The 25,861-nt window shown below is 47.9% G+C and carries 31 protein-coding genes; 13 read left to right on the top strand and 18 right to left on the bottom strand.

Features of this window, described 5'->3' with window-relative positions:
- Positions 1–2: 2 nt before the first annotated feature.
- Positions 3–452, bottom strand: a complete 450-nt coding sequence (locus F7231_RS24940) for a LexA family protein (RefSeq protein ID WP_166693959.1) — start codon at positions 450–452, stop codon at positions 3–5.
- 120 nt (positions 453–572) lie between these two features.
- Here F7231_RS24940 and F7231_RS24935 point away from each other — a divergent pair, with 120 nt between their 5' ends.
- Positions 573–1,454, top strand: a complete 882-nt coding sequence (locus F7231_RS24935; RefSeq protein ID WP_166693958.1) for a DNA/RNA non-specific endonuclease — start codon at positions 573–575, stop codon at positions 1,452–1,454.
- An 8-nt stretch (positions 1,455–1,462) separates the two neighbouring features.
- On the opposite strand, the gene F7231_RS24930 is transcribed toward F7231_RS24935, so the two are convergent.
- Both F7231_RS24930 and F7231_RS24925 read right to left on the bottom strand, forming a co-directional pair.
- A complete protein-coding gene (locus F7231_RS24930) occupies positions 1,463–1,798 on the bottom strand; it encodes a hypothetical protein (RefSeq protein ID WP_166693957.1) in 336 nt (111 codons plus the stop codon).
- A 243-nt stretch (positions 1,799–2,041) separates the two neighbouring features.
- Positions 2,042–2,404, bottom strand: a complete 363-nt coding sequence (locus F7231_RS24925) for a hypothetical protein (RefSeq protein WP_166693956.1) — start codon at positions 2,402–2,404, stop codon at positions 2,042–2,044.
- A 936-nt stretch (positions 2,405–3,340) separates the two neighbouring features.
- Between F7231_RS24925 and F7231_RS24920 the strand changes: the two genes are divergently transcribed.
- The 5 genes from F7231_RS24920 to F7231_RS24900 all read left to right on the top strand — a co-directional run bounded on the left by F7231_RS24920 (position 3,341) and on the right by F7231_RS24900 (position 6,093).
- Complete coding sequence (locus tag F7231_RS24920) at positions 3,341–3,619, top strand: hypothetical protein (protein WP_166693955.1); 279 nt, start codon at positions 3,341–3,343, stop codon at positions 3,617–3,619.
- 35 nt (positions 3,620–3,654) lie between these two features.
- Positions 3,655–3,996 (top strand): hypothetical protein, encoded by a 342-nt coding sequence (locus F7231_RS24915; protein ID WP_229370336.1) that lies wholly within the window; start codon positions 3,655–3,657, stop codon positions 3,994–3,996.
- Between the two features lie 11 nt (positions 3,997–4,007).
- Positions 4,008–4,304 (top strand): hypothetical protein, encoded by a 297-nt coding sequence (locus F7231_RS24910; RefSeq protein WP_166693953.1) that lies wholly within the window; start codon positions 4,008–4,010, stop codon positions 4,302–4,304.
- A gap of 58 nt (positions 4,305–4,362) precedes the next feature.
- Positions 4,363–4,776 carry a KOW domain-containing RNA-binding protein gene (locus tag F7231_RS24905; RefSeq protein ID WP_166693952.1) on the top strand — a complete coding sequence of 138 codons (414 nt, stop codon included), beginning with the start codon at positions 4,363–4,365 and terminating at the stop codon, positions 4,774–4,776.
- A gap of 363 nt (positions 4,777–5,139) precedes the next feature.
- Positions 5,140–6,093, top strand: coding sequence for an ArdC family protein (locus F7231_RS24900; protein ID WP_166693951.1), 954 nt, complete (start codon positions 5,140–5,142; stop codon positions 6,091–6,093).
- A gap of 301 nt (positions 6,094–6,394) precedes the next feature.
- On the opposite strand, the gene F7231_RS27870 is transcribed toward F7231_RS24900, so the two are convergent.
- Entirely contained in the window at positions 6,395–6,649 is a 255-nt protein-coding gene (locus tag F7231_RS27870; RefSeq protein ID WP_166693950.1) for a helix-turn-helix domain-containing protein, read from the bottom strand.
- A 353-nt stretch (positions 6,650–7,002) separates the two neighbouring features.
- Between F7231_RS27870 and F7231_RS24890 the strand changes: the two genes are divergently transcribed.
- The 3 genes from F7231_RS24890 to F7231_RS24880 are packed head-to-tail and all read left to right on the top strand — an operon-like array spanning position 7,003 to position 10,328.
- On the top strand, positions 7,003–7,761 hold the full coding sequence (locus F7231_RS24890) for a hypothetical protein (RefSeq protein ID WP_166693949.1): 759 nt from the start codon (positions 7,003–7,005) through the stop codon (positions 7,759–7,761).
- A gap of 6 nt (positions 7,762–7,767) precedes the next feature.
- Complete coding sequence (locus F7231_RS24885; RefSeq protein WP_166693948.1) at positions 7,768–9,054, top strand: hypothetical protein; 1,287 nt, start codon at positions 7,768–7,770, stop codon at positions 9,052–9,054.
- Positions 9,054–10,328, top strand: coding sequence for an outer membrane protein assembly factor BamB family protein (locus F7231_RS24880; protein ID WP_166693947.1), 1,275 nt, complete (start codon positions 9,054–9,056; stop codon positions 10,326–10,328). Before F7231_RS24885 ends, F7231_RS24880 begins: the two co-directional genes overlap by 1 nt.
- A 90-nt stretch (positions 10,329–10,418) precedes the next feature.
- Here the strand turns inward: F7231_RS24880 and F7231_RS24875 are convergent, their stop codons facing one another.
- Positions 10,419–10,565: a hypothetical protein gene (locus F7231_RS24875; RefSeq protein ID WP_166693946.1), complete on the bottom strand. Its 147-nt coding sequence runs from the start codon at positions 10,563–10,565 to the stop codon at positions 10,419–10,421.
- A gap of 101 nt (positions 10,566–10,666) precedes the next feature.
- Here F7231_RS24875 and F7231_RS24870 point away from each other — a divergent pair, with 101 nt between their 5' ends.
- The gene (locus F7231_RS24870; protein ID WP_166693945.1) at positions 10,667–10,807 is read left to right on the top strand and encodes a hypothetical protein; all 141 of its coding nucleotides are present in this window, start codon (positions 10,667–10,669) and stop codon (positions 10,805–10,807) included.
- 65 nt (positions 10,808–10,872) lie between these two features.
- On the opposite strand, the gene traN is transcribed toward F7231_RS24870, so the two are convergent.
- From traN to F7231_RS24805, 13 genes are all read right to left on the bottom strand, one after another.
- Positions 10,873–11,991, bottom strand: a complete 1,119-nt coding sequence (gene traN, locus F7231_RS24865) for a conjugative transposon protein TraN (RefSeq protein WP_166693944.1) — start codon at positions 11,989–11,991, stop codon at positions 10,873–10,875.
- A 26-nt stretch (positions 11,992–12,017) separates the two neighbouring features.
- On the bottom strand, positions 12,018–13,340 hold the full coding sequence (traM, locus tag F7231_RS24860) for a conjugative transposon protein TraM (RefSeq protein WP_166693943.1): 1,323 nt from the start codon (positions 13,338–13,340) through the stop codon (positions 12,018–12,020).
- Between the two features lie 252 nt (positions 13,341–13,592).
- On the bottom strand, positions 13,593–14,243 hold the full coding sequence (gene traK, locus F7231_RS24855) for a conjugative transposon protein TraK (RefSeq protein WP_166693942.1): 651 nt from the start codon (positions 14,241–14,243) through the stop codon (positions 13,593–13,595).
- Between the two features lies 1 nt (position 14,244).
- On the bottom strand, positions 14,245–15,297 hold the full coding sequence (locus F7231_RS24850) for a TraJ family protein (RefSeq protein ID WP_166693941.1): 1,053 nt from the start codon (positions 15,295–15,297) through the stop codon (positions 14,245–14,247).
- 11 nt (positions 15,298–15,308) lie between these two features.
- Complete coding sequence (locus tag F7231_RS24845) at positions 15,309–16,178, bottom strand: hypothetical protein (protein WP_166693940.1); 870 nt, start codon at positions 16,176–16,178, stop codon at positions 15,309–15,311.
- The gene (locus F7231_RS24840; protein WP_310589394.1) at positions 16,175–17,050 is read right to left on the bottom strand and encodes a hypothetical protein; all 876 of its coding nucleotides are present in this window, start codon (positions 17,048–17,050) and stop codon (positions 16,175–16,177) included. The genes F7231_RS24845 and F7231_RS24840 overlap by 4 nt, the downstream gene beginning before the upstream one ends.
- 26 nt (positions 17,051–17,076) lie before the next feature.
- Positions 17,077–19,614 carry a TraG family conjugative transposon ATPase gene (locus F7231_RS24835; protein ID WP_166693939.1) on the bottom strand — a complete coding sequence of 846 codons (2,538 nt, stop codon included), beginning with the start codon at positions 19,612–19,614 and terminating at the stop codon, positions 17,077–17,079.
- Positions 19,598–19,924 (bottom strand): DUF4133 domain-containing protein, encoded by a 327-nt coding sequence (locus F7231_RS24830; protein WP_166693938.1) that lies wholly within the window; start codon positions 19,922–19,924, stop codon positions 19,598–19,600. Before F7231_RS24830 ends, F7231_RS24835 begins: the two co-directional genes overlap by 17 nt.
- Position 19,925: 1 nt before the next feature.
- Positions 19,926–20,261, bottom strand: a complete 336-nt coding sequence (locus tag F7231_RS24825; RefSeq protein ID WP_166693937.1) for a DUF4134 domain-containing protein — start codon at positions 20,259–20,261, stop codon at positions 19,926–19,928.
- Between the two features lie 19 nt (positions 20,262–20,280).
- Positions 20,281–20,577 carry a DUF4134 family protein gene (locus F7231_RS24820; RefSeq protein WP_166693936.1) on the bottom strand — a complete coding sequence of 99 codons (297 nt, stop codon included), beginning with the start codon at positions 20,575–20,577 and terminating at the stop codon, positions 20,281–20,283.
- A 66-nt stretch (positions 20,578–20,643) separates the two neighbouring features.
- Complete coding sequence (locus F7231_RS24815; protein ID WP_166693935.1) at positions 20,644–21,321, bottom strand: hypothetical protein; 678 nt, start codon at positions 21,319–21,321, stop codon at positions 20,644–20,646.
- Positions 21,318–21,869, bottom strand: coding sequence for a DUF3408 domain-containing protein (locus tag F7231_RS24810; RefSeq protein ID WP_166693934.1), 552 nt, complete (start codon positions 21,867–21,869; stop codon positions 21,318–21,320). Before F7231_RS24810 ends, F7231_RS24815 begins: the two co-directional genes overlap by 4 nt.
- A gap of 3 nt (positions 21,870–21,872) precedes the next feature.
- Positions 21,873–22,583: a ParA family protein gene (locus tag F7231_RS24805; RefSeq protein ID WP_166693933.1), complete on the bottom strand. Its 711-nt coding sequence runs from the start codon at positions 22,581–22,583 to the stop codon at positions 21,873–21,875.
- Positions 22,584–23,280: 697 nt separating this feature from the next.
- On the opposite strand from F7231_RS24805, the gene F7231_RS24800 reads away from it, so the two are divergent.
- The 3 genes from F7231_RS24800 to F7231_RS24790 form a co-directional block, all read left to right on the top strand.
- Positions 23,281–23,685, top strand: a complete 405-nt coding sequence (locus F7231_RS24800) for a hypothetical protein (RefSeq protein WP_208295690.1) — start codon at positions 23,281–23,283, stop codon at positions 23,683–23,685.
- On the top strand, positions 23,667–24,995 hold the full coding sequence (locus tag F7231_RS24795) for a relaxase/mobilization nuclease domain-containing protein (RefSeq protein ID WP_166693932.1): 1,329 nt from the start codon (positions 23,667–23,669) through the stop codon (positions 24,993–24,995). The genes F7231_RS24800 and F7231_RS24795 overlap by 19 nt, the downstream gene beginning before the upstream one ends.
- A 155-nt stretch (positions 24,996–25,150) precedes the next feature.
- On the top strand, positions 25,151–25,861 hold a 711-nt coding region (locus F7231_RS24790; RefSeq protein WP_208295689.1), incomplete at its 3' end, for a YWFCY domain-containing protein.

Raw genomic sequence — 25,861 nt, 5'->3', positions numbered from 1 at the left:
CGTCACAGGGGCTTGGCAATGATGAACGTGACCACGCCGAACACCCGAAAATCATCATCGGGCTGCACGTAGATGGGGTCGTACTTGGGGTTAGACGCCATCAGCACCACCAGCGGATCGGCGTAGTGAATGCGCTTGACGGTGTGCTCACCATTAAACCAGGCCACCACGATTTTCCCTTCCAGAGCTTCACGCGAACAATCCACGACCAGCACGTCGCCTTCCACGATCCGATCCCCCGTCATGCTGTCTCCCACCACCCGTACGAAGTAGGTTGCCTCGGCATTACTCACGCACAAGTCATTGAGGTCACAGACCCGCTCGACGTAGTTCTCGGCCGGAGAGGGGAAGCCTGCTTTGATGGGTGAGGCAAAAAACGGGATACGTAACCAGCTGGTAACAGTAGCCTTAGTGAATCGTTGATCGTAAGCAGCGTGGTCGGAATAGCGCATATGTAGTACAAAAAGAACATAAAAATCGCCCCTATACTATAAGTTTTATATAGCTTATCAAAATTTAGCCTGAAGAGTGTCGGTGATTGCAGACCTTTGCGGGTATAATCCTTCAGCACGATGAGATCATTACGCACCTGGCTGACCGCCGTTCTGCTGGCTTTTAATACGAGCCAGTGTAAACAGTCTTCGGTGAATCCGGACACTGATCTGTCCACCCGTGACAATAACCTGGCTATGGGTAATCCCTCGGGGGCATCTTCGTCAGACCCGGCCAACTACCTGCTCGATAAGGGGATGTACGTACTGAGCTATAACGCCGACCGGGGCACGCCCAACTGGGTGAGCTGGCATCTGTCAACGGCGTGGAAGGGGTCAGCCTCGCGCTACAGCGGCAACTTTATCCCCGAGACGGCCCTGCCCACGGGTGCCTATCAGGTCAGGCATGCGGATTATACCAACAGCGGCTTTGACCGGGGGCATCTGTGCCCATCGGATGATCGGGACAGTACGGCCGAGGAGAACCGGATCACCTTTACCCTGTCGAACATCGTACCTCAAGCCCCCCGGCACAACCAGCAGGCATGGCGGCTGCTGGAGGACTATACGCGCTCACTGCTGGCCGAGGGCAACGAGTGCTACGTGATGGCTGGCGCCTACGGTAAAGGAGGAACGGGGAATAACGGGGCCATTGAGACGCTGGCGGGGGGAAAGCTGACCGTACCGGCTGTACTGTGGAAGGTGATCGTCGTGTTACCGGTTGGTAACAACGACGTGCGGCGCATCAACGCCCAGACCCGCGTGATTGCCGTGCTGATGCCCAATACGAACGCGGTGGGGGATGAGAAGTGGGCCAGTTACCGAACCAGCGTCGATGAGATCGAGCGGCGCACGAACTACAACCTGCTGTCGAACCTGCCGGAAACGGTGCAAAACAGCCTTGAGGCGGACACGGATAAGGCGGTAATTCAGTCGATGTATATGCTGCCGATGGCGCAGTGAACGCCCGGCTACTTGGTGGGCAGCGTCGCTGGTCGAGCAGGGGTTGGCCAGGAGCGGGGTCCGGCTGCCGGTCCAGCCTGCGACCAGAGGCTTCCCGTCTGCACCAACCCCAGCGAAAAGCCCGTGTTGGTTGTATACAGCTCCCCCCGGTCAAGGGCCACCGAGCCCGTTAGCCGTAGCCCTTTTCTGGGGAGTCGCCAGTCCAGGGCAAACAGGGCTGAGGCCTGATCTGCCAGAGGCGAAAACGGCTCCTGATACGTACCCGCATTGCGGCTGTAGGAGGCCTTCAGTAAAAAAGTCAACTGGTCGACAAGCTGACCTGATAGCCCCAGGTGAACTGTCAAGCTATTTCAGGGAGACGCAGCGTGTTATAGATGCCATCTTATGTGAATGAACTATTCCAAGATGCCCTCCTAATTCCCTTAGATGAAATTGCGTCCTTAACCCCATGATAGCCTACTAAAAGGACTTAGTCAGCGACAGCTGACTCGTTTACTGATCCAGCTTAGGGGTGTTCTTCAAGACTGAGCGCCCTGAAACGGGCTGAGCAACCCGATTTAGGCTTTGCTGGTGCATGAGCTTTTCATTCAAGTCCCAAAGCTCCGCCACTTATGATCAATATCGCCATGCTGCCAACCCTGTCGGGCAGCCCAGGCAAGCAGTGCCGCTTTGACGGTGGCTGCCCCCTCCCCTGCCTGAGAACAGACGATCAGGGAGCCAACGGGCAGGGTCTCTAAAAAGGCGATCGCTTTGGCCGTCATTCCCGTCCCATTGAGCACTAGATAATTGAACGTTCCGGTAGGCGGGCGATCCAGCGTCAGAAAGCTGCCAAAATCGGGCAGGCCTTCAAAGTACAGCCAGGCAGCGGTAGGCTGAAGCAGGAAAGCGCTGATGGCTTTGGGTCCCAGACTAGTTTTATGCCAGTGGTTTCCCTCCAACTGAGCGAGCACTTTAAATCCGCCTGCCCCGTTGGAAGAAGAACCCCTAAAGCAAGTTAAAAGTCGGTTTCTATAGATGTACAGCCCAAAATTGAGTTTTAGCGACTTGGGCAGTAAGTCGCTACAGTAGCGAAATGGACAAAATGAGGGCTACCAACCATGAAAATCATAGAATCTAGCGATATATGAGGCTGGTTGCATAAGATTGTTGCAAAACGGCCGTACCAGTTAAGGACAAAACCAGGGGTCGATAGGCTTAAAACCATAATCTAGAAAGCTTCCTGGCAGTTGCCGATAGCGAAAACCTACTTCTGTCTTGCTTTAAAGTAGGCGTTGTTTCCGCTATCGATTTTAGATACAGTATCCAGTATATCATCTGCTTCACGAGCGTACCCAAACGCGGAGTGTACATGGGAGGGGATTCTGGTTGTCAAATAGACGAGTCAAACCACGGAGTTTAGCAACTGTCAATTATTGCTGATGCTCTATCCAGATCTAAAAGCAAGATAGAAGTAGGTTTTCGCCCGACTTAATGCTTCAGTTGAAGCTATAATTACCCGATGGCTATTATTTCGTACAGAATACCCCCGTGTAAACCGTGATGTATTACTTACCAACACAATGATTAAACCCCAAAATGGCGCTCTATTAACTATGAAGTACACAAATCAGCTTGCTGGGTCAGTTATTGACCTAGTCCAGTTCTGTAATGTGGTTTTTAAAAAAGATGATTTGTTTCATGAAAAGGAAGTAAGTTCCAACGTACTTAATCTACTTTTTAGGAAAAACCGACGTTCGTAATGCTTTAATGCACGTTAACGAATCGGATAACGAAAGGGAGCGACGGCTCCGACTGTATATTCCTGAAACCTTGCCATAACGCCTGATAAGCGGTATTTTTATAGTGTTCCTATTGCGCGGCACCGACGTGTTACATCGGGCGAATCCATGATATATTCAGTTGCGACCTGCCCAATAAGGCAGGGTATTGACAACCGCCTGAACCGCGACCTAATTGCCCAGGCGCGTGAGCAGGGGTTTGTGTTCTCTGACCCTTTTGCTGATGCTGATATGTGGCGGGGACTAGAAGCTGCCGACATTGAAAACCCGGCTCACCAATGTGATCCAAACGAAGCGAATTGGCTACTCTGTAAGGCCATCGAAGCCACCTTGTTTTTCATTTACCAACAAACCCGTCGAGTTGGCGGCCAATGCTCCCAGCTATGAACGGTAACTATTCTATTTGCCAATCGAGACATACAATGAAACCATGTGTCAAGGCAATTTATAATCAAATTGGTCAGGTTGCTTTCTCCCGAATGAAGGCAACAACGTTGAAGCCAGATAACCGCAAGAATGCGTTGCAATGGAAAATAAAATGCACCCGGTTTACATCGATTCGGGTGGAAAGCCAGCAGAACGGAGTCGGATATCAGGTTAGCTTTTTCATTATCAACCATCAGCAGTTTACCGAAATAGTCATAGAGCAGGTAGAGGCACAGGAACTGATTTCTACGATTGAGCAAATAACAGGTTTAGTCCTATCATACGTACCTACCGACCTCGCGCATGATGTTGATGAGAACTTCACCCTTAAAGAGTAACGCTCAAGCCTATGGAAACAGCACAAGCAAATTTATGGAATAGACTAACGGCAGATCCTACTTACGTGGCCTTTCATATGGCCCGAATAGTCCCAGTTTTTGCCATTACCCCTGCTGACCTGATATGCTTGGTAGCAGGAAATGAAAAGCTGATTCGTTTGGCCGCTTGTCGGGTTGATGCGCAGATCGGACAAGCATGGATTGAGCAGGTTAGTCAGTATACGGGTATAGACAGTCAAACAATCGACCTATACTTGGTCCCCATGATTCAGGGCTATTTTGATACAGTTACCATGAATGATCACTAAAACCATTTAACGCCTAACTACGGATCGGTCGTCCGTTTCGGAGTCGGGCAACTAAGCAATGGTCAACACAAAAAACTCTCAAGGGGCTGCCTATTCTGCTCTTACCCCACCCGCCAGAAGGCTGGAGGAATTTAGAATTTGGGTTGCAGGCATGACCAAAGACAACCAACTAACCGTAGCGGGTAAAGACTTAGTGAAGGGCCACGACTGGAAATTTGCCGGTGAAGAGTACCGCCTGGCTTGGCGCTATTTGTTCAACCGTGCCGGGCAACTTGGTTTGACTTACTGCAAACATTTTAAACGGTTCTACAAACCACTGCCACTAAAACCAGCCGTTGGTGACCGAGTGCGGTTAACCAGTACTGGAGCCACCGGGATCGTGACCGGCTATAGTCGGTTCAATGTTATAGTCAGTATCGACCAGGAGCAACGCGAAGCAGAAGTTAGCGTTGAGTATCTTGAAAAGATATAGGCATCAAAAAAGCCTGAGCCAGTTTGCATCTGACTCAGGTGTTTTAACTTTTTGCAGGTTGCACACGCGTTTCACGGGTCATACCACTCCTTGCGGGCAGCGGAGCCGTATGACCTAATTCTACATCCCGGATAGCAACTGAAGAGTGGCCCTCCGTTCACGATGCACGCTAACACTAAAGCACGCACACCTTTTGCCACTAGAGATACACATCTTTTACACAAAGCTTAAAGACGAAAGGGGGAGAAGGGTTAGGTGTAAACTTCTGTATGTCAGCTATATATATTGTAGAGATGCCGAAAGTGCCGTATCTTTATAGTGTTCCAATTGCGCTGCATCGACGTGTTACATCGGGCGACTATAATGCAAAATGCAAAGGCTTCCGCACAGCGGGGCAGTAAGACCGGGGTCGCGTCCGACTTATACGCCCGCGTTACAGATCTTGTCGTCGACGAGCTTGAAAAAGGCCGTATCCCATGGCGTAAACGGTGGGGTATCCTGAAAGATGGGCAGGTTGAGGTGGCTCAAAATTACATCAGCAAACGCCCCTATACGGGTATAAATAGTGTCCTTTTGGGATGTGCTAGTTATGAACGCCCGTATTTTCTGACGTTCAAACAGGCAACAGAATTAGGTGGTAATATTCGCAAAGGTGCGCGGGGTAATTTAGTCGTTTTCTGGAGTGTGCTGGAGAAAGAAAAGGAAGTAACAAACACCAAAGGTGAAGCCAAAACCAAAAAGGTGGGTATTCCGCTCCTTAAGCATTATTTCGTTTTCAATGTGGCCGACGTCGAAGGGGTAACTATTGATTTGCCAGAGTTGAAAACCCCCGATGCTCTTGACGAGGTGTACAGTTACAATGCATGTGATGCTGTATATTCAAGTTATTCAAATGCACCTGAAATCGTGCATAATGATCCCGCTCGTGCCTATTACAGCCCGTTGCTCGATATTGTCAATATGCCCCGCCCTACTGCTTTCGATTGCCTGGAAGCTTATTACTGCGTTTTGTTTCATGAACTGATTCACTCAACGGGCCACCGCGACCGAATGAACCGGGAGGAGTTAGTTCATTCTGACGGGTTTGGTGGGGAATTGTACGCCAAAGAAGAATTGACAGCCGAAATCGGAGCCTGTTATCTGGCCAGCAGTTGCGGCCTTGACCTGACAGACCACCGTCTTTTGACCAATGCAGCCGCCTACCTGCATAATTGGTTGTCGGCTTTAAAAGGCGACAAAACGTTAATTTTTCGGGCATCGGGTCAAGCTCATAAAGCGGTCAATTATGTGCTAAATGATGTAGTGGAGGATGTTTAGTCGGTTATGGTTTCGGCTTAACACGAACATGGCCGGGCTTTTGCCCGGCCACATAACTTCGAAATACTGTGATTCATTACGGAAAATTGCATTCGCCTAAAAGTATAAAGACCGTCACGGCGGCCAGATCATATTTAATCATACTAGTTTTAACCTGATTGCTCAAAGCGCGTTGTGATACTCCTGTTTCATATCCCGAAATGAGCGTTATGTAATCCCATAGATCAGGAAGTGAAAGAGGGCCACAGTCCCTGGCTTTCAGTTGGCCCTACTCGCTATAGCTCTTGTTTCTCCTTGCTGTTTAGGCTAATGACTTATTTGATTTATTGTAGAAAACCTGAAAGGCTAATTCGTTGCTTTCAGCTGCAAGAAAGGCTGGTAATGAAAGCTGATAAAATGAAGCGATAGTCTGTAGATTTCGCCAGCGAGGCTGGGTTTCTCCCATTTCCCACCGGCAATAAGTGGGTTGGCTAACGTTAAGGAAAAACGCGATCTGATACTGCGAAAGGCCTACTGCCTGCCTAAGCAGACAGAGTTTGGCAGGTAACGTTTCCATTTGCGTAAATGCTGATTGCTATAACGATGAATACTATGGCTGTGTAGCAAGGTAGTACGAATAGAAGTTCTTGATGTTACCATTTAATTACTAAACGCTTATTAATATATAAGTACCCACTGGTTTCGTTATCTGTATTGTTTAATGCATATGCTGTATTGGTATACTACTTTGGATAATTTTCCTTTGATGTGTAACAAAAAAGCACGTTAATGAAAACTAGTTTACTACGTATGAATCGGTTGTTGCAAGTAACCATTGCGGTTAGTAGCATATGGTTACTGCATGGATGTACCCCAGATTTTCTGGAAAGCGACCCTGGTAGAAAGACCCCTGAAACGGGGGTAATTTCTATGAGTTACGAGGCCGAAGTGCTAACTTATCAACCAATTGGAAGTGATAAGAAAGCGCCAACGATCGACAGAATAGGGGCTATGGCCAAGTCGGCACGTACCCGAATGAGCGTTCAGATTTATGAGGATGGAACATCAGATTGGACGATGGAAAAGCTGACGCCAAAGCGCAATACGTTGATGAAAGACCTGACGCCACCCAACCCAATGCCACAAACTCAGAAAACCCGTGTTCTTCGTGATGGCACCGGGTATTTCTATGATGGGCAGGGCAAACTGCTACATACCAACCCCGTGCCTATTCAATCGTTTATGCCTGTACTCAGCCGGATGAAGAAAGATCCAACGGCCGCTAACGCCGTAATTGGTGTGAAATCGACGCAGGAGGTCATGGCCCTGGTTGCTACAGCTAAGCAACAAGGAAGTATTGTTCAGTATTTAGGAAACAATGTAATGAGCGTAAGAAGCACAGTGCGTTCGGCTAACCGAAATGCACGGGGTGGTTTCGCTAACTATGCGCAAGTCGATATATTGAATACTAAACTTGGTATAGTACTCGGATCTAGTCTATACAACGAAGCCAACGAACTGGTCTGCCAGACATTCTATCGTTACAAGCTAAATGATGACAAAAACAAGCTGATTCCGCAGGTTATTCATACAAAGCAATGGGATACAAACTCACGTACCAACCTACGTGTGGAAACCATTAATAATACGCAGTTTGACAATATAGTCATCAAAAACAATCAGGGATAATTCGCCATGAAAACGAAACAACTTATGATTGCTATTGCCTGTTGGGCACTGGCTACAGTGGCGCAGGCGCAGAGTCGGGGTGCCGTTTGGGTACATGGATTGGGTTCAGACCAAACTGAATGGGCTCAATGGGACGCTTTGTTCACGGCGGAACGTCAATTAAATACGTTAAGTCGAAACGATTTTACATCGCAACAAGGAGTAGTAACAATGGCTAATCAGGTACGTAGTTCGTACGCGTCGAATTCGCAGAGCATCTATTTTGGCCATAGCCTGGGTGGGGTTGTTGGTCGGCATATTGATACTGATCCCAATAGTCAAAACACGTTTGGGGCCATCATTACGGCGGGTAGCGCACACGATGGGGCGCGCATTGCCAATTCTGGCGGCAATGGAGAACTTGTCAATGCCGTAGCAGATGGTGTTCAGACACTGGCCGCAGGGCCCGGTAGTGACCCTACCCTTAATTTAGTGACAGGTGGTTTATTTGCTATAGCTGGCATAAGTGTTTCAGTAGCAGCTAATTTGCTGAAGGGACCTGCACAGGGTTACTTGACCAATAATCTTTTGAATCAGAGCGCTCTGGATCTAAGTGAAGGAAGTGGGTATTTAAATGGCAGTCCGCGAAACACCCAGACAACTACTGCCAAGCTACTCATCTACGGCAACGAAGAAAGCCCAGTTCATTGGCGGATTGCTTCAGAGCAGGCATATAGTGACGAACGAATGGTAGGCTGGGCTCAACAGGCGAGTGATGTTTATGAGGTTGCTATGTGGACCAACTATGCTGCTGCCGCCGTTGCTGGTGCGTTTACGTTTGGTCTTGGTGCTATTCCTCTAGTATACGTTGCCATCCAATGGAACAAAGGCATGAATTGGATTCGCTACGACTCAGAGCGTATCTGGAACTACCTGATCGGGGCTGGTATACCTTCCAGCTTTACGGTGTACTATCAGGACGTAGACTGGAACGGGGTGACTCAGTGTATCAATGATTTAGGCTACAACGACCCAAGGGTTGAACAGAGCGCCGACGCTTATTACGGGTGTCAGCAGCAACACACTTACACCGCGTCGTATACCTACTACGCCTACACCAACGGACAAAGCGACGCGTTTGTGAAGGCTCCCTCGCAATCGGGCTTCAACTCGGCCTGGGCCAACAACGCTGTACGTGTGGAGGCAGTGGGGGTGAACCACCTACAGATGCGAAAACATCCTAGAATGGGAGAAATTTATAGATTTGCTCTCTCCGGTGGCTATGGTACTTCATTCGCGACAAGCCCAAGGTGATGAAAAAGGTATTATTTGTATTAATAACTGCGGTATGCTGGTTTGGGTGCCGGTCAAATGAAGACGTGGTTATTGACACAAATGGGGTAGCTACTAAGCTACCCCATTTGTGGGGAACATCAATTTCTAATAACGGAGAACTAGCTGAAGTAGTTACGGAAGCGCAGATTGTGTATAACACTAAGTATATTTTGGCTGGAGCCAATCGAGACAATAAACGTTTCTTGGTTAGTCTTAATAGTGAAACAGGCAAGGTGGAATGGGAGTGGAGTGATTTGATGGGACTGCTTAATAATCCCAACTACCTTGATCCAATTTCTCTTGATGAAGATGACTACTATCTATATCAAGGCAAGCTAGTTTTTCACGAAAGCACTAGCACATACTGTATTGATTTAAACGAAGGATCCACTTTCTGGAAGCATAAAGTCAATCTAACCCGATTTCCTCAAGCCGGGGGCTTTAACAACCTGTATTTTAATTCTGGAAAGGTTTATGACAGCCAAGCTGATGAAAGCCTTTTCGGAGCTCAAGTGGTTGGCAATACTGTTGAGGAAAAATTAGTTACGCCTACTTACGATTTTAATGAGGTGGATGCAAATAGTAGCGCAAAAGGTCGTATCTGGCAAGTGCTTTCACTCGAGCAGGATAGTGATGTTATGTTAGCAATCCTATTTAGTGACCCAGCTAAAACGGGCAGACGCTATCCTACTAATATGGGATTATACAATCTTAGTCAGAAGAAATGGGTGTACGAGCGTGCTACTCTCAATGGCTCATATCCGGATTCGAACGTGTCTTGGGCGAAACTCTACGATGGCAAGGTGTATCACACGTCTACCCGGTCTATGCAATGTCATGATGTGATGACAGGCAAAGAAATCTGGACGGTTAACTTCGATCAGGGTTTTGGTTCGTCGGGCTTCATCATTCAGGATGGCAAGATCTTCGGCAACAACGACAACCGCTTCACCTACTGCTTAGACCCGGCTACAGGGCGTCAGCTTTGGAAAGAGGAGAGTTCAGGCTCGGCCTCGCCCATCAGCTACCTCAATGGGGTGCTCTACTTCATGGGCGGGGGCGACGGTCGTCTGCACGCCATCGACGCGGCCACGGGCAAGCACCTGTGGAAGTTGCGCTCGCCCGATGTGGACAAGAATTCGGGGGCATATTTCTACGGCACCTGTGTAGCGGTACCGGGTCAGGGCGGCAGCAAAGGGCGGATTGTGGCCACCACAGGGTTAAACGCATACGGTTATGAAGCGATCAGATAAGCAGACAACGTACCTGAACACAAAATCCCAGCTATTACTGGCGGGGATTTTGTGAGAAGCTGATATTAGAAAACTGGCTCGCTAGGTACGTTACCGGTTTATGGAGATTAGGAATTCTTCGTTGTTGCGGGTGCCGCGCATCCGGTCTTCTTTCCCGCTGCCTGAGGCTGAGGCCATCTCGCCAATGGCGGGGTACACACATTTGTTAGCAAGGCGGCTGTCTAGCTGGAGTTTCATGTTGCCGGTGCCATGCCAACACTTGATAAATAATACACTTTACTATACCTTTCGACTAAATAGACTTAAATCCGGTTGACGGATAGAAAGGAGTGTGAGCGATGGTAATAGGATTCGTGATTTTCTTCCTGTTTTTCTTAATTCGGGGCTTTGTGCAGCAGCGGCAACGGCAGCGCATTGACAAACTGCAACGCGATATTGACCAGATGAGTCGGCGGTTGCGCCAGCAAGAACGTCGGTAGGGAATCGTATAAATGCAGAAAGCTCCGCTTGTGACGGAGCTTTTCTGTTTGAAAGACAGTGGCCATTATAATGGCCGGGCTTTCATGATGTCCTTGTTCTGCACCTGAAATGCCAGTTCCCGACCGCCGTTCTGTTCGCCAATCACAATTAGCAACTGCTTGTTGCCCGGGATAGTAAACCGCTGAAAAGCATATACGCGCTCGATCTTTTGATGCCCATACACTGTCGTAATTGCTTCGTTATGCACATAAATTGGCCGTAATTCAATTTCCTGTCGAGAGGTCAGTTTTGCCGTTTTGCCGTCTACAATGAAGTACCGCACGTAATCGATGTCGTAGTTGAGATTCGATTCGTTTTCAATGGCTAGCCGGTAGTAAAGTACGTTATCTTTCACATATAGACCACGCAAACGAGCCTCCATCTTGTTGGCCTCAGTTCCCCGCTTTCCTCGGCTACGATTCCGTAGTATACGATCACTGGCATAAACGATGTCTGACTGCGATGCTTTCACCCCTGCGAAATGGATGTTTCCTTCCTGACCATCGATACCATTTACGGATTGGGTGCGATCGTTTAAGTTAATCTGACTGCCCTGGCTTTCCTGCTTCGTATTTCCAGACCCTGCCAGGTTGAGGGCCAGGACCGATGGCGTTTCATTATAGTTTACCACGAAGCTGTAGAATTTGCCGTCGGTGGTCATTACCGAAAAATTAGTTTCGTTGAAGCCGATTTGCGACGCTTTTACTTTCAGCACGTTCTCTACGTCAGCTGCTTTGTCGGCCATGATGCTGCGGCTTCCCAGGTCTACTGAACGCACGGCCGTTGGGAAAATGATTGATACGGTTTTGTTGTACGCCAAATCGACGTAGTAAGAACGGATTATGTGCTGGGGCTGTATAAGCGCTTCTGGAGAAGTGCGTGGAGCTCCTGAAGCCGATAGGGGCTTATTCCCGGGTAGGTTCACGGCAAACTTACTTTCAGCACGAAACGTGCTGTCTGGCTTACCAACCGTTTGTTGCTGAACTAACAGCACAGGGCTTTCAGGGGTGGGAGACTGGGCCGGTACGTCCCGCTTGTTTATCAATTTTGCGTGCGTACGCTTGATATACGTCGGTTTGCGTTGCGCCATAGACTGACCCGACAGGATGAGGAGCGCGCTAACAGAAAAAATAAGTCGTTTCATACAATTCAGTAATTACTTGGCTAAGCTCATTTGAGCAGTACATAATAGTTTCCTTTCAGCGTAGCCTTCTGTTGGACAATCTTACGTTGAAGGATGCTTCTAGCACCAGACAGACCTGACTGTGCAGCTGATATGCCGGCCATTGTTGCAGCTGCTTTGGCGCTATTGGCTGAGGTACCATTCAGATTGTAGTTGGCCCCGCCAATGGTCTGTCCCAGCAGTTGCTTTCCTTCTTGCGCAGCCAGCACGTTCGGCACGAACACACCAGGCATACCGTCCATATCGTGCACAGTAAGCTTAATGGGGAATATGTGTCCTTCGTACTGAAGATTACTCAGCGTGATACCCACGCGTTCTGTTCCAAAACTGCCAGTACCGAAAACTAGTGTATTGGCCGGAATGAGAATACCACGTACAGTCACTGGCTCCAGTAGGCGAAGCTGCACCCGTCCTCCATCGGTAATTTGCTGATCTTGATGAATGACCGCCCGGATGGTGCCCAGCTCTTCCGTTGAAGCCGATTCCTGACCCCCTTTCTGTTCCTGGGTGTATAGCCCATAGAAACCATTCAATCGTCGATTGATAATTTCCCCCAATGTAGAGACGACAACCCCTGATTCTGCTTTACGCGGCCGCTCCCCTTCGCGGGCAATAGCCGCTTTGGCTTCTTTGTCCCGCTTGTACTCTGTCAACAAAGCCAGTAGTCGCTGTCTGTCGTCTACTTGTTTCTGCACATCCCGTCTGGGCAGTGCCTCCTCCTCAAATTCATCAGGAAGTGCCGTTTGGGCATAACCTGTTGAGACCGCCCGAATCCGATTAGATGAACGGGTCCTCCCTCCTACCCTGTTTTGACGCGGAGGGGGCGAAGGGTTATACAACGAGTCCATTGCGGCAAATTCCGGATCGATTGCTTCGGGCATCTGTTTTTGCTTGTATACGTAGGGGGCGAGTGTAGCCGGCAAACCCCTGGATGGCTCTGCTTCAGGAAGTGCAGGGACAATACCTGTTTGCATACCGTTGACGGTTGGCTGACTGTTTACTCCCTGCCGCTGCTCGGCTGCCTGTAACTCCAACTTAGACTTGGGCACGCTGTCGGTTTGTGCGTTCGGGATCGTTGCGTTCACATTGTTGATGAGCGGTATTTGTTTGTTCTCAGTCCCCGCAATCAGGAAGTACCCGGTTGATCCAAGAGCAAGTAATAGCACGGGTGCTGTCATCCAAAACCGTTTGTCTTTCAAGACGTCCTGAAACGATTTGCGTGCCGTTGGTGCCACGGCCGGATCAGGAATATCCGCAGGTGACGGATTATCGGTGTAATTTTCTGGTTGAGTCGGATCGGTAAGGTTCATGAGTTACACGTTGGGTTTCTGAATGAGTAGATACCTTCGGGATTAATGGTTGACCCTTGGAAAAAGAGTAAGGCAGGACAGGTGGCTGGTTCGACAAATTCATACTCACGGACCACCCACCCAGTAACAACAGGGTAAAAAATGCGGTCAGCACGTGCCATTTTCGCTGAGATAAAGGCCGACTTTCCCACCCTCGTAGTCTTCGGACAACAAGTCTGCGCCATAACCGCCAGTACGTATGATGTGACCTGTTCATAGATTCGAAGTCTGGTTGGACCGCTGAACCGTTTCGATGTCCTGATTCTGGACCACCTTAAACCGCTCAATCATGAAGCCATGCGGGTTATTGTCCGTCCTGGCCACATCAATGAGGTAGCACTCCGTCACTAATTTTCGGATGGTGATATTGTTGGCCCGGATCAGCAGTTGCCGTCCGCTGGTCACCACGCGATAGGGTGATTGGCTGAAATTGACCTCGACTTTATCAATCTCTACCTTCTGGTGTACGTTACCCTGAATCAACTGTCCATAATATCCCGCTTCCTGCAAATCCTGATACAACCTGACAACCGAGCGATCGCCCAGGTACGTTGCTTCCCGGATATTACCTTCGACCTGTTTCTCGTCGGGCTCAAGCGTGAAAAAGAGTCGATGAAATGTCTTGATGTGGTCTTTTGCTTCAGCTGGCCGGTTGATGTTCTGCTCCTGAGCCAGGGCTACCATAATGGACTTTCCATTGTCGAGTACGTACACTTTTTGGCGACTGGCCGATACCTCGGCGAACGCCCAGTAGGCTACACCCAGCGCGAACGCGAGACTGCCAACTACTGCAATGATGGCCATCCAGCGCACCATTTTGAAGGATGTTTCTAAATTGGTCAGGTAACGAAATTGTCCGTTCATGTTAGATGCTGTTTGAGGTCGGCTGCGATTTTGACGATGAGAACGCACTGGCAACACTTCGGCCTAGTGAGGCTGCTCCAGCCCCGGCTGCCTGGCCTGTGCTGGCCCCGGCTACCATTGCCGTTGGTTGCATGGCAGAACTGATGGCATCGCCCACCCCGGTAGATTCAATGATGTAGGAAGCTACTTTGGGTATTGACAGGTACGCTCCTGCCCCAATGAAATAGAAAATGATTAGCCCCCAATCGGACGAACCCATGCCGGTATTTCCCGATCGCAGCTGCTCATCAAAAACGGCCAGATCCTGATTCAGCATGGAGATATGGATTGTCTCCAGAATCGAACCCAGAATATTGACCAGCGGAATGTATAGCAGGATATGGATCAGGCGCGAGAACCAGGCCGCTAGACCGGAGTAAAACCATTCGAAGGTGGCTAGGCCAAAGGTGATTGGGCCGGTGAGCGCCAGTACGATCAAAAAGAATGTGCTGATCAGTTTGATGTAAATAGCCGCCAGATCGTAGAAGATTTCCCCCAGCCAACTTAGAAACTGATCAAAGTAATACTGCATGACCCCGCTCACGGCATTTCCCACCAAACTGTTACCGCTACCTGTGGGGCCGAATACAGTCTTGACAACATCCCAGGTGCCGATCTCGCCATCTTCGCCGGGCGGAATGAGAATCTTATCCCAATTCTCTTTGACTTTTGCTCTTTTGACCTGGTTCAAGCGCTCTACTTCCGCTTTTTGACTGGCCACCATGGAGCCGGTTCCTTTATCAAGCAATCGCCCGATGCCCACCATACCTTTGACCAACAGCGGATAGCTAAGCAGGCAAAGGGCTAGGGCGAAGGGGCGGAGCAGCGGATACACGTCGATGGGCTCGGCCCGGGACATGTGCCCCCAGATCCGGTAAAACACATAGCAAAGTGCACCGATGAAGCCAATAGCCTGACCAAAGGCAACCAATGCCCCAAATCCATCTGAAAACTGGGTGAACACTTCGTCGATCGATGTTTCCAGGACGGGCGAAACCAACAGAATTGCCTGCATACAGTTGAGGTTTAGCGATACGATTGGGTTCGTAGGTATTTAGTTTGGTAAGCTTTCCGATTACGTTGGTATTTGTAGTAGTCCAGCCCCTGCGAAGTGATTTTGTCCATCGCCAGTAGCGTTGTGCGACGGGCCTTGCTTTCCTTATCAATTTCGCGAAGCAGCCGAAGCCGGTCCGCTGGTGATAGGTACGCCGTTTGACCCTGCTTCTCAACGAGGGCCATTTTTGCCTTCAATGTTTTGTCATCGGCTAGCAACGACGAGCGAGCTGAGGCTAACACTGTCCAGCCAATGTCCTCGTTTGGATAGTGCGCATCAATGTCCTCTTTCATCAGCCGAGCATTGGTGGGATCTGTGATTGTTATAGCGACAGGCAGCCCATCTGTCCACAATGCCTTTACTGACTCGTCAATGGCCTGGCGACGGGTGCCTTGCATCACGTCTAACGGGGCTTTATTCATTGCCTGCTGATAGGTGTATTTGACTTTGAAATCCTGATAACGAACTTTGTTGATCCGTTCCTGGCCATCTTTCCACGTTCTCTTTAACTTCTCGATGGCTTTGGCGAGGTCCTTATTCTTCTGTTTCTGGTATTGCTCCATGATCTCGGTAGCAATAGGAGCCAGTACAGTAGCATTAGCAATCCCTTTGACTACCTCGTCCATGACCTTTTCTTTTATGAGCTCACCATAGTCGAGTCCAGCATCTTTTAAACCCGCCATTATGTCGCTTTCTGACACGCTTAATAGTTGGTCTATCTCGGATTGAATGACGTTGCTACCCCTGTTTCCAGTTGGTATTGCATTGGCGGAGGGCATCTGTGCGTTGGCAGTACCAGCTACGCAGCTGAGCCAGACCCAGTATAGTGTTCGCTTTTTCATCTGGTTTGGTAGGTAGTAGAGCGGGTGCTTACTGTCCGGTTGAGCGTTGAGTTTTGTTTGTACAATCCCTGCCTATAAGCGTTTTTAGCTATTTCCCGAGATCGGAATTGATAGGTCGCTCGGATTAGGGTTAATGTCTGATTGGTCCGCTTAATTCGGTCGTAAAGGTCCGTTCGCACGGCGTTTAGGGCCGATAACCGTTCTCCTTCTGACATCCACACCGGTTTACCGCCAAGGTTAATAATCGTTTTAACCTCAGCTTCCAAATCGCTCGTCTCAGCAACCCCCTGTAAAACCTGTCGCATTGCTGCCGCTTCTTTAGCCGTAAATGCTGACGTATTCAGAAATTTGTCGGCCGCTTTCTTACTGGCCCCAATGGCACCGGTAAGCTGGTTCAGATTTAGCTCCCGATAGTATGTAGCAAAGGCAGGCGAGAGCTCCATGTGTGCTTTTTTCCAAGCGTAGTCTACCTTATAGTTTTGATACTCGATCTTTTGCTGCTTGGATAAACCGTCCTTCACCATCGACTGGAGGGATTTAACCGCCGAGATAGGCGAGACGTCAAATAGTTGGCCCAGGGCGTTACCAAGCAATCCGGTAAGTTCATCCTGAATACCCTGCATTATGGAATTCTCTGTTTCGCCGATGATACTCTCGATTTCTCCGGATAACTCATCGCCTAAACCACCAAGCAACGTCTGTCCTGGTGGCCTTTGTTGTGGAGGCTGACCCGGATTTGTGGTGTCCACTTCAGCCATCGCCAACTTAACGTGTAAGCCATTTGGTACGCTCCTAACACCGGCCTGAATGGGGTACATCCAACCAAAAAGGCAAAGGCTGGTCAAGAGCAGTTTGTTAATAGACTGCTTCACTTCGGTATAGAAATAGATTCGCAGATTTAGCGACTAACGAGAGTGCCGGTCTTCACTTCGTCGGCGTAGTCGCGCAGGGCTAAGTCGTAATTACCGCCGTAGGATGCCACCTTTTCTTCGAGCCGCATTTTTTCGGTTTGCTCAGTTGAATAGGCCAGATACTCTTCGGTCGATACTTCGACGCCATATACTTTTGATTCTTGTCCTCCCCAGGAGATAAAGACCTCTTTGTATTTTCGCTTTGGGTCGAGGTCCCTGTTCAATGACAGGCAAAGATCTTTCTCCTTATCTGTCAGGGCCAGCAAATCCTTTACGTGGGAAAACTTGTTGCGGTACTTGCGCTGGTCGAGCAGGATCTTGGTGTCGGCATTGTTGATGATCGAGTCTTTAACGATCTTGTTGCCAATGATGTCGTCTACTTCCTGCGTGACAATCCAGGCTTCCCCGAAAAACTTACGTACCGTTTTGTAGAGGTATTTGATGTATTCAGCCATCCCATCTTTCATGATGGCTTTCCAGGCCTCTTCAATGAGAATTATCTTCCGAACCCCATTCAGCTTTCTCATTTTTGAAATGAAAGTGTCCATGATGATAATGGTCACCACTGGAAACAGGATAGGGTGATCCTTGATGTTGTCCAGCTCAAATACGATAAAGGGTATGTTCAGCAGATCCAGATTAGCCTGGCTATTGAGTAACTCCTCGTATTCGCCACCCCTGTAAAAGGGCCGTAGTACATAGATGAAGTTATCATAATCGAAATAACCGATTTGTACTTTGTGTTCGTCCAGGTACCGGGGGAAATCTGACTGCATAAACTCGTAGAACGAGTTGAAACAGGGGAAGGTATCCGGATTGTTGGGCAGGTAACTTTCGAAATACTGCGTCACGGCATCCGAAAGCGCAGTGTATTCCGACATCGTTTGCCGCTCGTCACTTCGTTTCCAGAGCGTCTGCAGCAGTACTTTGATGGCTTCTTTCTTCTCGACGTCGGGGAGCAGGCGGTTTTCGATAAAGAACGGATTGAAGTTAATCGGTTCTTCTTCTGAATACGTAAGATACAGCCCACCCAGCATATCGCACAGTCCGCGGTACGAGTGGCCAACATCAACAATGACGGCATGGCTACCCTGAACGTGAAAACTTCGCAGTGCATGGTTGGTAAAGAACGATTTGCCGCTGCCAGATGGACCCAGTATGAACTTGTTCCGGTTAGTTACCCACCCTTTATTCATCGGGTAATCGGATAAGTCGACCACTAACGGCTTTCCGCTCATTCGCTCAACCAGTTTCACGCCGTAGTGGGAGACTGAATCATAGTAGTTTGTTTCCTGGTTGAGCAGACACACTGATTGTGGTACAAAAGACCAGTATTTGTCTTCACTGGGCAGATCGGCCGCGTTACCGGGTATGCCTGCCCAGAATAGACCCAACGCGTCCTTCGTGTTTTCACGCGGCCGAACGCCTAGCTTGGCGATGGCTGAAGAAACCAGATTGCGCAGTACTGGTAAACGGCTTCTGTCTTCGGTCCAGACCTGAATGTTGAAATGAGAACGTACCGGCGTAAAACCAGTCTCAGCTGCATAGCTTAGATACTGGTTCAGTAGCATGGCGTTCACTTCGTTATCCTTCCCAAAGTTGGCCAGTGACCTCATTTGTGTAGCCCGTTGCTCTAATTTGGGGAATGCCGCCTGCTTATCCTCGATAAAGATGTACTGGTTGTAAATGTGATTACAGGGAAGCATCAGCGAAATCGGAGCCGCATAGCTTACCGACACATTCGACCTTTCTGTGGAGAGTGCTTCAACCCGGTTATTGGTGTGTACCCACTCGGGCAGATCGTCAATATCCGAGATTGTGTAGAATTTGGCATACTTCCCCCCAACCCGTAACTCCTCATCCATCTCTAAATCCGCCAGCGTTACTACCTCATCGCGGAGCGATAAACTCATATATCGCTCTAACAAGCCCGCTTTTTCGCTCGTACCGGCCAATTCGGCTGATCGTAGCCGACGCAGGCCAATTAACCGGCTACTTTCCAGAATCGAAGTGAACTGCTCAACGCTGTTAAAGAACTCCTCAACTTTGTGCTTATTCCCTACTTCCTTTGGTACCAGTCGACCACGCGCCAGCGATGTTTTGACCGCACTCACGTCCCGTCGTTCTGGATGGGTTTTGGTTAAATACAGGTAGCACTCGTGGTGGAGGTAGGGACGCTCATTGAAATGGCGATCACTGGCCCGATCAAGGAATGTGCGTTGCGTTGTGCCTGCTCCTTCGCCTGAAGTTTGATAGTTTTCTTCCACGAACCAATCCTGTTTGTGCAGGATCGTATAGCTTGGCAGTACACCTAACGCTTTTGTCCATACGTTGCACAGGGTGATGTAATCTCCCTGCTCAACGCGCCCCTCCCCTACCCCATCGAAACTTGCATTCAGGGTAAATATTTCTGGTAAGCTAACGGCGAAGCAAACAGTCAAATCCCCGTGAACCGATATGAGGCAATCCTGCTCAATGGCTCTTAGGGGAAACACGTCATGAATAGCTTTACTTTTTAGGTTCATGCCTCAGTTGTTTATATACCCCCGAACTTCTAACCATGATCAATTTAGGCTGTCTGCCCCGTCCCTGTGTTCGGGCCATTCCCCGTTCCCCATGCACCCGGGAAATCCGTACCAGTTGTCCGTAGAGTACAATCAGCCCAACCAGGTACGTACCATAACAGATCAATCCTGACCAGCCAGTTACGATCATAATGAACGTACTTACAACCAGCAGTCCAACAGCTGCTCCTCCCAAGACCATCAGGAAATTCATTCCTCTGATGCCGAGTACCTGAGGTGGCCTATCCACTCCTTTATTAACTCGAAACATATTAAGCTCCGAATACGGCCGACAGTGTCACTACGACCAATCCCGCAAAAATGAGCGCGCCAAACCAGGAGGCTGCTGCTTTCCGGGTATCAGGATCTCCGTTTGACCACTTGCTATAGACTGAAATGGCACCAACAATGCCTATGATGGCACAAACGGCGTACATCAAATTCGTTACGATCGTGAACGCTCCTCTGACCTGTGTTGCCGCCGTGCTCAACCCTTGAGTACTTAATCCTTGCGCCGGGGCAATATGTGCCACCAGTACGCCTGCCACAATTAACGCGATAAGTTGGGCCGCGCTAGTACCCTTCGATTGGTTAAAGCGATTTTGCATTGTTGAGTTGTTTTTACAGTTAAATGGACTCTAGAATCATAAAGGCGATGGCTATGAACAGCAAGCCACCCAACCATGAAGCACTGGCCTTCCGTACGTCACTCTCTCCGTTTGACCATTTACTGTATACCGCAATGGCCCCCACAATTCCCACTATCGCTGCAGCTGCTTGTCCAAGTCGGATCGCTCCCGCTCTAGCGTTCGTTATTTGCGTCGTTGCACCCTCAACTGCCTGTTTTAATTCATCTTGGGCAAGCATCTGTTGACTTAGTAGAAGCATCCCTACAATGCCTAAATTGAACAAAATTGCCTTCATTATATATTATACATATTGAAAATACGGCGCTAATATATATAGTATTTTAATTGGGGCAAAATTTTTTTAGGCTGTTAAGCTTTCAATCCGATCGAAGAGCGAGCCATAATCAGGTTTAGACGTTTGCTCATGCTGTTTGAAAAGCCAATCTAATGCCTGGTCATTCTCAAGCTGATACGTATTGATCAATAGCCCTAGTTCTTGTTTTACAAAGCTTGTATCTGCGTTGCGTCTTTTGTTCAGTTGCGTCATTTTTCGTTGAACTGTACGTACTCGCTTTACATATTCGTTCAGCGGCACAAGTGGCTGTTCACTTTTTGATTCATCATCGTTTTCAAAGTCGACCAATGAAATAGATTCCTCATCCATCCAGCTGCACGTTTCGGGTATCTGATCCGTTTCGGCTGGAAACTCCGTTTCGTTCATAGGTCCATCTTTCGGCATCAGGGTTGTGGCTGGCTCAATAATTGGTCCCTCCGTCTCTTCATCGATGCTGCTATCATCAGTTTCAAGGGCTTGTTGGTTTGTTGTTGTAAATCCACCCAGTAACTTCCCAAAGTTGGTTCTTGAACGGCCCAAGCCATTCTCAGCTGATATGGTGTTTTCTGATGAAGGTATTTCAGCCACTTCCCCCTTTTTAGATAGGGTTGTGCTCCTCCCCCACCATCCATACTCTTTTCCTAACCGGTAGCCCTGCCAGCCCGTCAGAGCTAGCAGGGATGCACTGATCCATAGTGTTATCATTCGTGTAGTTCGGCTTCCTTTTGTTGTACTGTTGTCCTCATCATCTCGATTTCAGCCTTATTGTCGCTGAAGTGCTGTCGGAATATATTCTCCATGATTTCCTGCATTGATACCTTGCTGCCTGTCAGGTCAGCGTATCGCTGTAAAAATGCGATATATGAATGTGAGCGTTTTGATATGTAAGCCACCTTTGTGGGCCTTTCAAACCCTTTAATAGGTTGTAAGTACGTGTTTGTGTATTTATCCACCTTTTTACCTGACGTTGCGGGCTCCTTTGATACTTTGCTTGAAACCTCAGTTTGTGATTGGATTGCCTCCTCCACTGTTGGCACAACCGGTGATTCATCAACTGGTTCATTTGCTAATGGTTGTTCTGATGGTGCTGACACCTCCATTGCAGTCACTTTCGGTTGCTGTTCGACTGGCGCGGTTTCATCCGCATTCCACCCGTAATTCTCCTGTAGCTTGCTGAGGTCAGATGAAGCCGTTGCCAGGTTAGCCATCGCCCGAAGGGATGCGTCGTCTAAGGTTTTCTTGTTTTTAGCCATGGCTTATCCTACTGGTTGAGTGATATTAAGTAACTGATTTAATTCTCCAACCAGGTTTTTAACCTTGTCGCTCGGAAACAGCGTGGAACGTTCCCGTTTCCAGGTTACTGAGTCACTTACCCGGTGTTCAAGTATCTTCACATTCCCTCGTTCCCGCACAATGTTTTCTATTCCCTGCATCAAGCTCGGATTTTCCGATTTCTTGTACTTGTTCCAGAGCATAAACAGTTGGTAGTCGGCTCCCTTAGCTTCCCGAAAAAGGTCGAAGAGGTCTAACGTCTGCAGTCCGGCCGTGAAGCTCATTTTGTCTGCTTCCATTGGTAGTATCACGTAATCCAACTGCGATGCTACCCGATCAAAGCCTTTGACGTTCATGGTACCAGGCATATCGATGAAGACCAGTTCATCTTCCCCCCTACCCTTAAGGTCGGTCAGGAACATAGCCAACTCTTCGAGTGAACCCTTGTAGACCTTATACAACTCACGGTTCATCTCCGGGTACAGTGTCACATATAGACTTTGTATCTCCTCGTCGTTCTGGATGCTTGCCAATTCAGATCGGCGCGTTGCATCAAAAGAGTGTTGAGGGAAGTCAGCATCAATTACCGTTACCGGTTTCCCTACGGTAGTATGGTAGTAGGTGGCCAACAGCATAGTCAGTGTCGTTTTACCGACACCCCCCTTCTGGGTACATACGGAAATCAGTTTTGCCATCTTGGAAGCGCTTTGTATGATTTAGTGCAATTTTAAGAGAAATATATAAATACCTATGTACTTATTAGTTAAGTTCTTTATTAAATACAATTAATAGTTAATAAGTACAAAAAATACTAAGACAATAAAAGACTAATTTATATACTATTTAAGATATTATTTTATTTATGTAAAAATATAATATTGTAATGTAAAACAATAATAAAACTATAAAATAATAAAGACATATTATTACACTGCCGCATTGTGCTCTATGCATAATCTAATGTTATCATAAACTTATAATGCTACATTGTGAATTTATGATAACATTAGATAGTTAGGTAAAGGATTGAATGTATAGTATTATAACAATGCCATATTGTTATAAAGTTTGAGTTCATTGTTCTGACTACTAGCTAGTTGGACTCTATTTTGCTTGAAATGTGCTACGTCTCTTGGAACAGGATAAGATAAGAAAGGAAAAGGTAAGTCGATTCAATCTTAAAAGACATGCACCGTTAAGCACAACAAGGTCACTTTGATAAGAGATAGACCATAAGCATATTTGTACTGGCCATCTGAATACACACCACCTCACTAGGACGTATTTGCAAGATGTGTTTTGCTACCCGCGAAACTGCCCTGCTTTCATTCTCACTTAGAAGAGAATGGAAAATAAGTTGAAAATCAACTGTACGCAGCGTACAACGCACAGGTGGAAAATAGAAAAATAGGCCAACGTAGCGGGGGCAGACCTCCTAAAATCGATTCAGAAAGATCGACCATCAAACTTAATTGCTGGGTAACTCCCGTTGAGAATAGTGTAATACAGGCAAAATACGTGCAACGGAAGGCGGGCAGTAAGATCGCGTTCGCTCACTTTCTCAAGGAAATATTGTTATCAGACAAGCAAAGCAGGGGGCCGAAACCAGATGAATTGCTACTGACAATCATCATCAATTTGCAGGAAAGGGGACGCCAATTGCAACGTATCTATGAGATAATCGAAGAAGAGCAGAAGGAGGAAGCTCAGCCAACTGTTGTCAATAAGCTAAACGAAGAGCTCCTTAGGATTCAGAAAACCATTGAACAGATCACAACATGGTTATACGAATCTTGACTGGAAAAGATGTAGCTGGAGCCTTACGGTACAATGAGCAGAAAGTGGAGCAGGGAGAGGCCGAGCGTATCCAAATTGCCAACTACCCCGATAATGAGAAAGCCCAAAAATATGCGCGGTTCAGGCTTCAACTACTCGAACAGTATGCCCGTCTCAATCCTGGCATCCAAAAACCATCGGTGCATTTAGCAGTTGCTTTTCATCCCAAAGAAGTGGTAGGAGTCGATCAGCTGCAAACCATAGGGGGTGAGGTAATGAGGGAAATAGGCTTTGGTAAACAGCCTTACCTGATGTACCAGCATCATGATACGAAACACCCGCATATTCACGTGGTGAGCGTTGCGGTGGATGCAGAAGGGCGTAAAATCACGGATAAATTCATCAAGAACCGGTTGCAAAGAGTACGTCGTCGACTCGAAACAAAATACGGTTTGGTGCAAGCCGAACGCCCATTACCGACGAAAGTGCCAGGTAGGGTAGGGGAGGAGTTAGGTATTGAACAGCAGTCTACCAGGCTGACAGTTGACGATAAGGTAAAAAGGACATTGGAGACGTACTCATTTGGATCAGTGAACAGCCTCAAGCAATACTTGAGTTGCGAAGGGATTGTAATGAATACGAAAGCTGGGCGTAGCCAAACAGGGATCACTTACCAACATGTTAATCCTGGGGGGGCTGATAATCGACCAATCAAAGCAAGTAGTCTGCCAAGCCGGCCAACACATGCCAATTTAACAGAGCTATTCTCAAATCGGGAAAATCAACACAAAAAAGAGTGCAATGCATTAGAAAGCCTGATTGAAAAGCGATTAGCCCTTTACCGAAGCTTGACAGAAACCGAGTTTAAACAGACGTTACGCCAACTCGGCATCGAAACACGAGAAGCAAATGGAGCTTACCTCTACATAAGCAAACAGACCAGAGCCGTTATACACGAAGCTGAATTAGAAAAGCCCTTCAGCAGGGAAGTGCTAGTGAAAGGCTTCTCAGAAAAGAGGGAACGGAAACCTGTTGAAAAGTCGAAACCAGTAATCCAAAGTTCTCATGATGCTGCCGTTCAAAAACAAAAACTAGTTGATACGAGAGAAACAGGGGCATATAAACGAGAAGCGACAAGGTACACGGAATCAACGATCGTCCAAAGTTATAACAAGGTGGTTGATGAGAAAACCGAGAAGCAAACGAAAGGCTCAGTAGTACCGGATCAGACTGGAGGGCTACCAGAAAAACCAGCAGGAGAGGAGCATGTTCCAGGCCGAGTGAATAAAAAACAGAAAAAAAATCAGTTGCGAAAGTGGCGCCGTTACTAAACAAATAATATATTATATATATGGGTTGGGATTAGTCGATTGCCTTTCGGAGCTTGGGTGCGCACTAGGAGACATAGTGTTGACGAAAATAATATATACCATATATTAGCGATAGAAACAAGTTTGTTCAATAGTCATCGCTACGTCAACGTCAAATGGGAACGCAGGACAAAGAGTATAGGGGTATACTGAATATGCTCCTTTTTATGTCGCTAGCTCTGATTGGGTTTCATCTATACTTCTTCTGCTACGACACGATACAATCGATAGGGTTCAGCTTTGCCCTGCTAGACCGGTTCATCCTAAGTATAGACCGGGCAACTCACCTTTTTTCTCATCCCATCTATTCCAAGCTAGCCGCCTTGTTGCTACTTGGGATATGGACGTTTGGTAACAAAACGCGTAAGCAGCTAAACGTAAGCTGGACACATGTTGCCTGGGCCGGTGTTATTGGCGGGGCATTATTATTGTTAAATGGAAAACTTCTTCGGGTGGCGTGGCTGTCGGCTGAAACCCGTAACGGAGCCTACTTAGTAACAACGCTGATCGGCTATTTGCTGCTGATCAAGGCGGGCAGTTACGCAAATCAGATTCTGGGTGTGCAGATTGGAGAAGATGCGTTCAATGACGAAAACGAGTCATTCGAGCAGGAGGCAGAGTTGAAACAGAACGAATACTCGGTCAATATTCCAACAGAATACCATGTGAAGAAGAAGCTTCGGAAGGGATGGGTAAACGTGGTTAATCCGTTTCGGGCAACGTTGGTCATGGGTACGCCTGGGTCAGGAAAATCGTTTGCCGTGGTGAATAACTTCATACGGCAGCATCTTGAAAAAGGGTTTACCATGTACATCTACGATTACAAA

It is taken from the genome of Fibrivirga algicola (assembly GCF_011742925.1).
Classification (GTDB): Bacteria; Bacteroidota; Bacteroidia; order Cytophagales; family Spirosomataceae; genus Fibrella; species Fibrella algicola.
The sequence above is the reverse complement of the archived record's forward strand: the minus strand, read 5'-3'. Positions and strand labels throughout refer to the sequence as shown.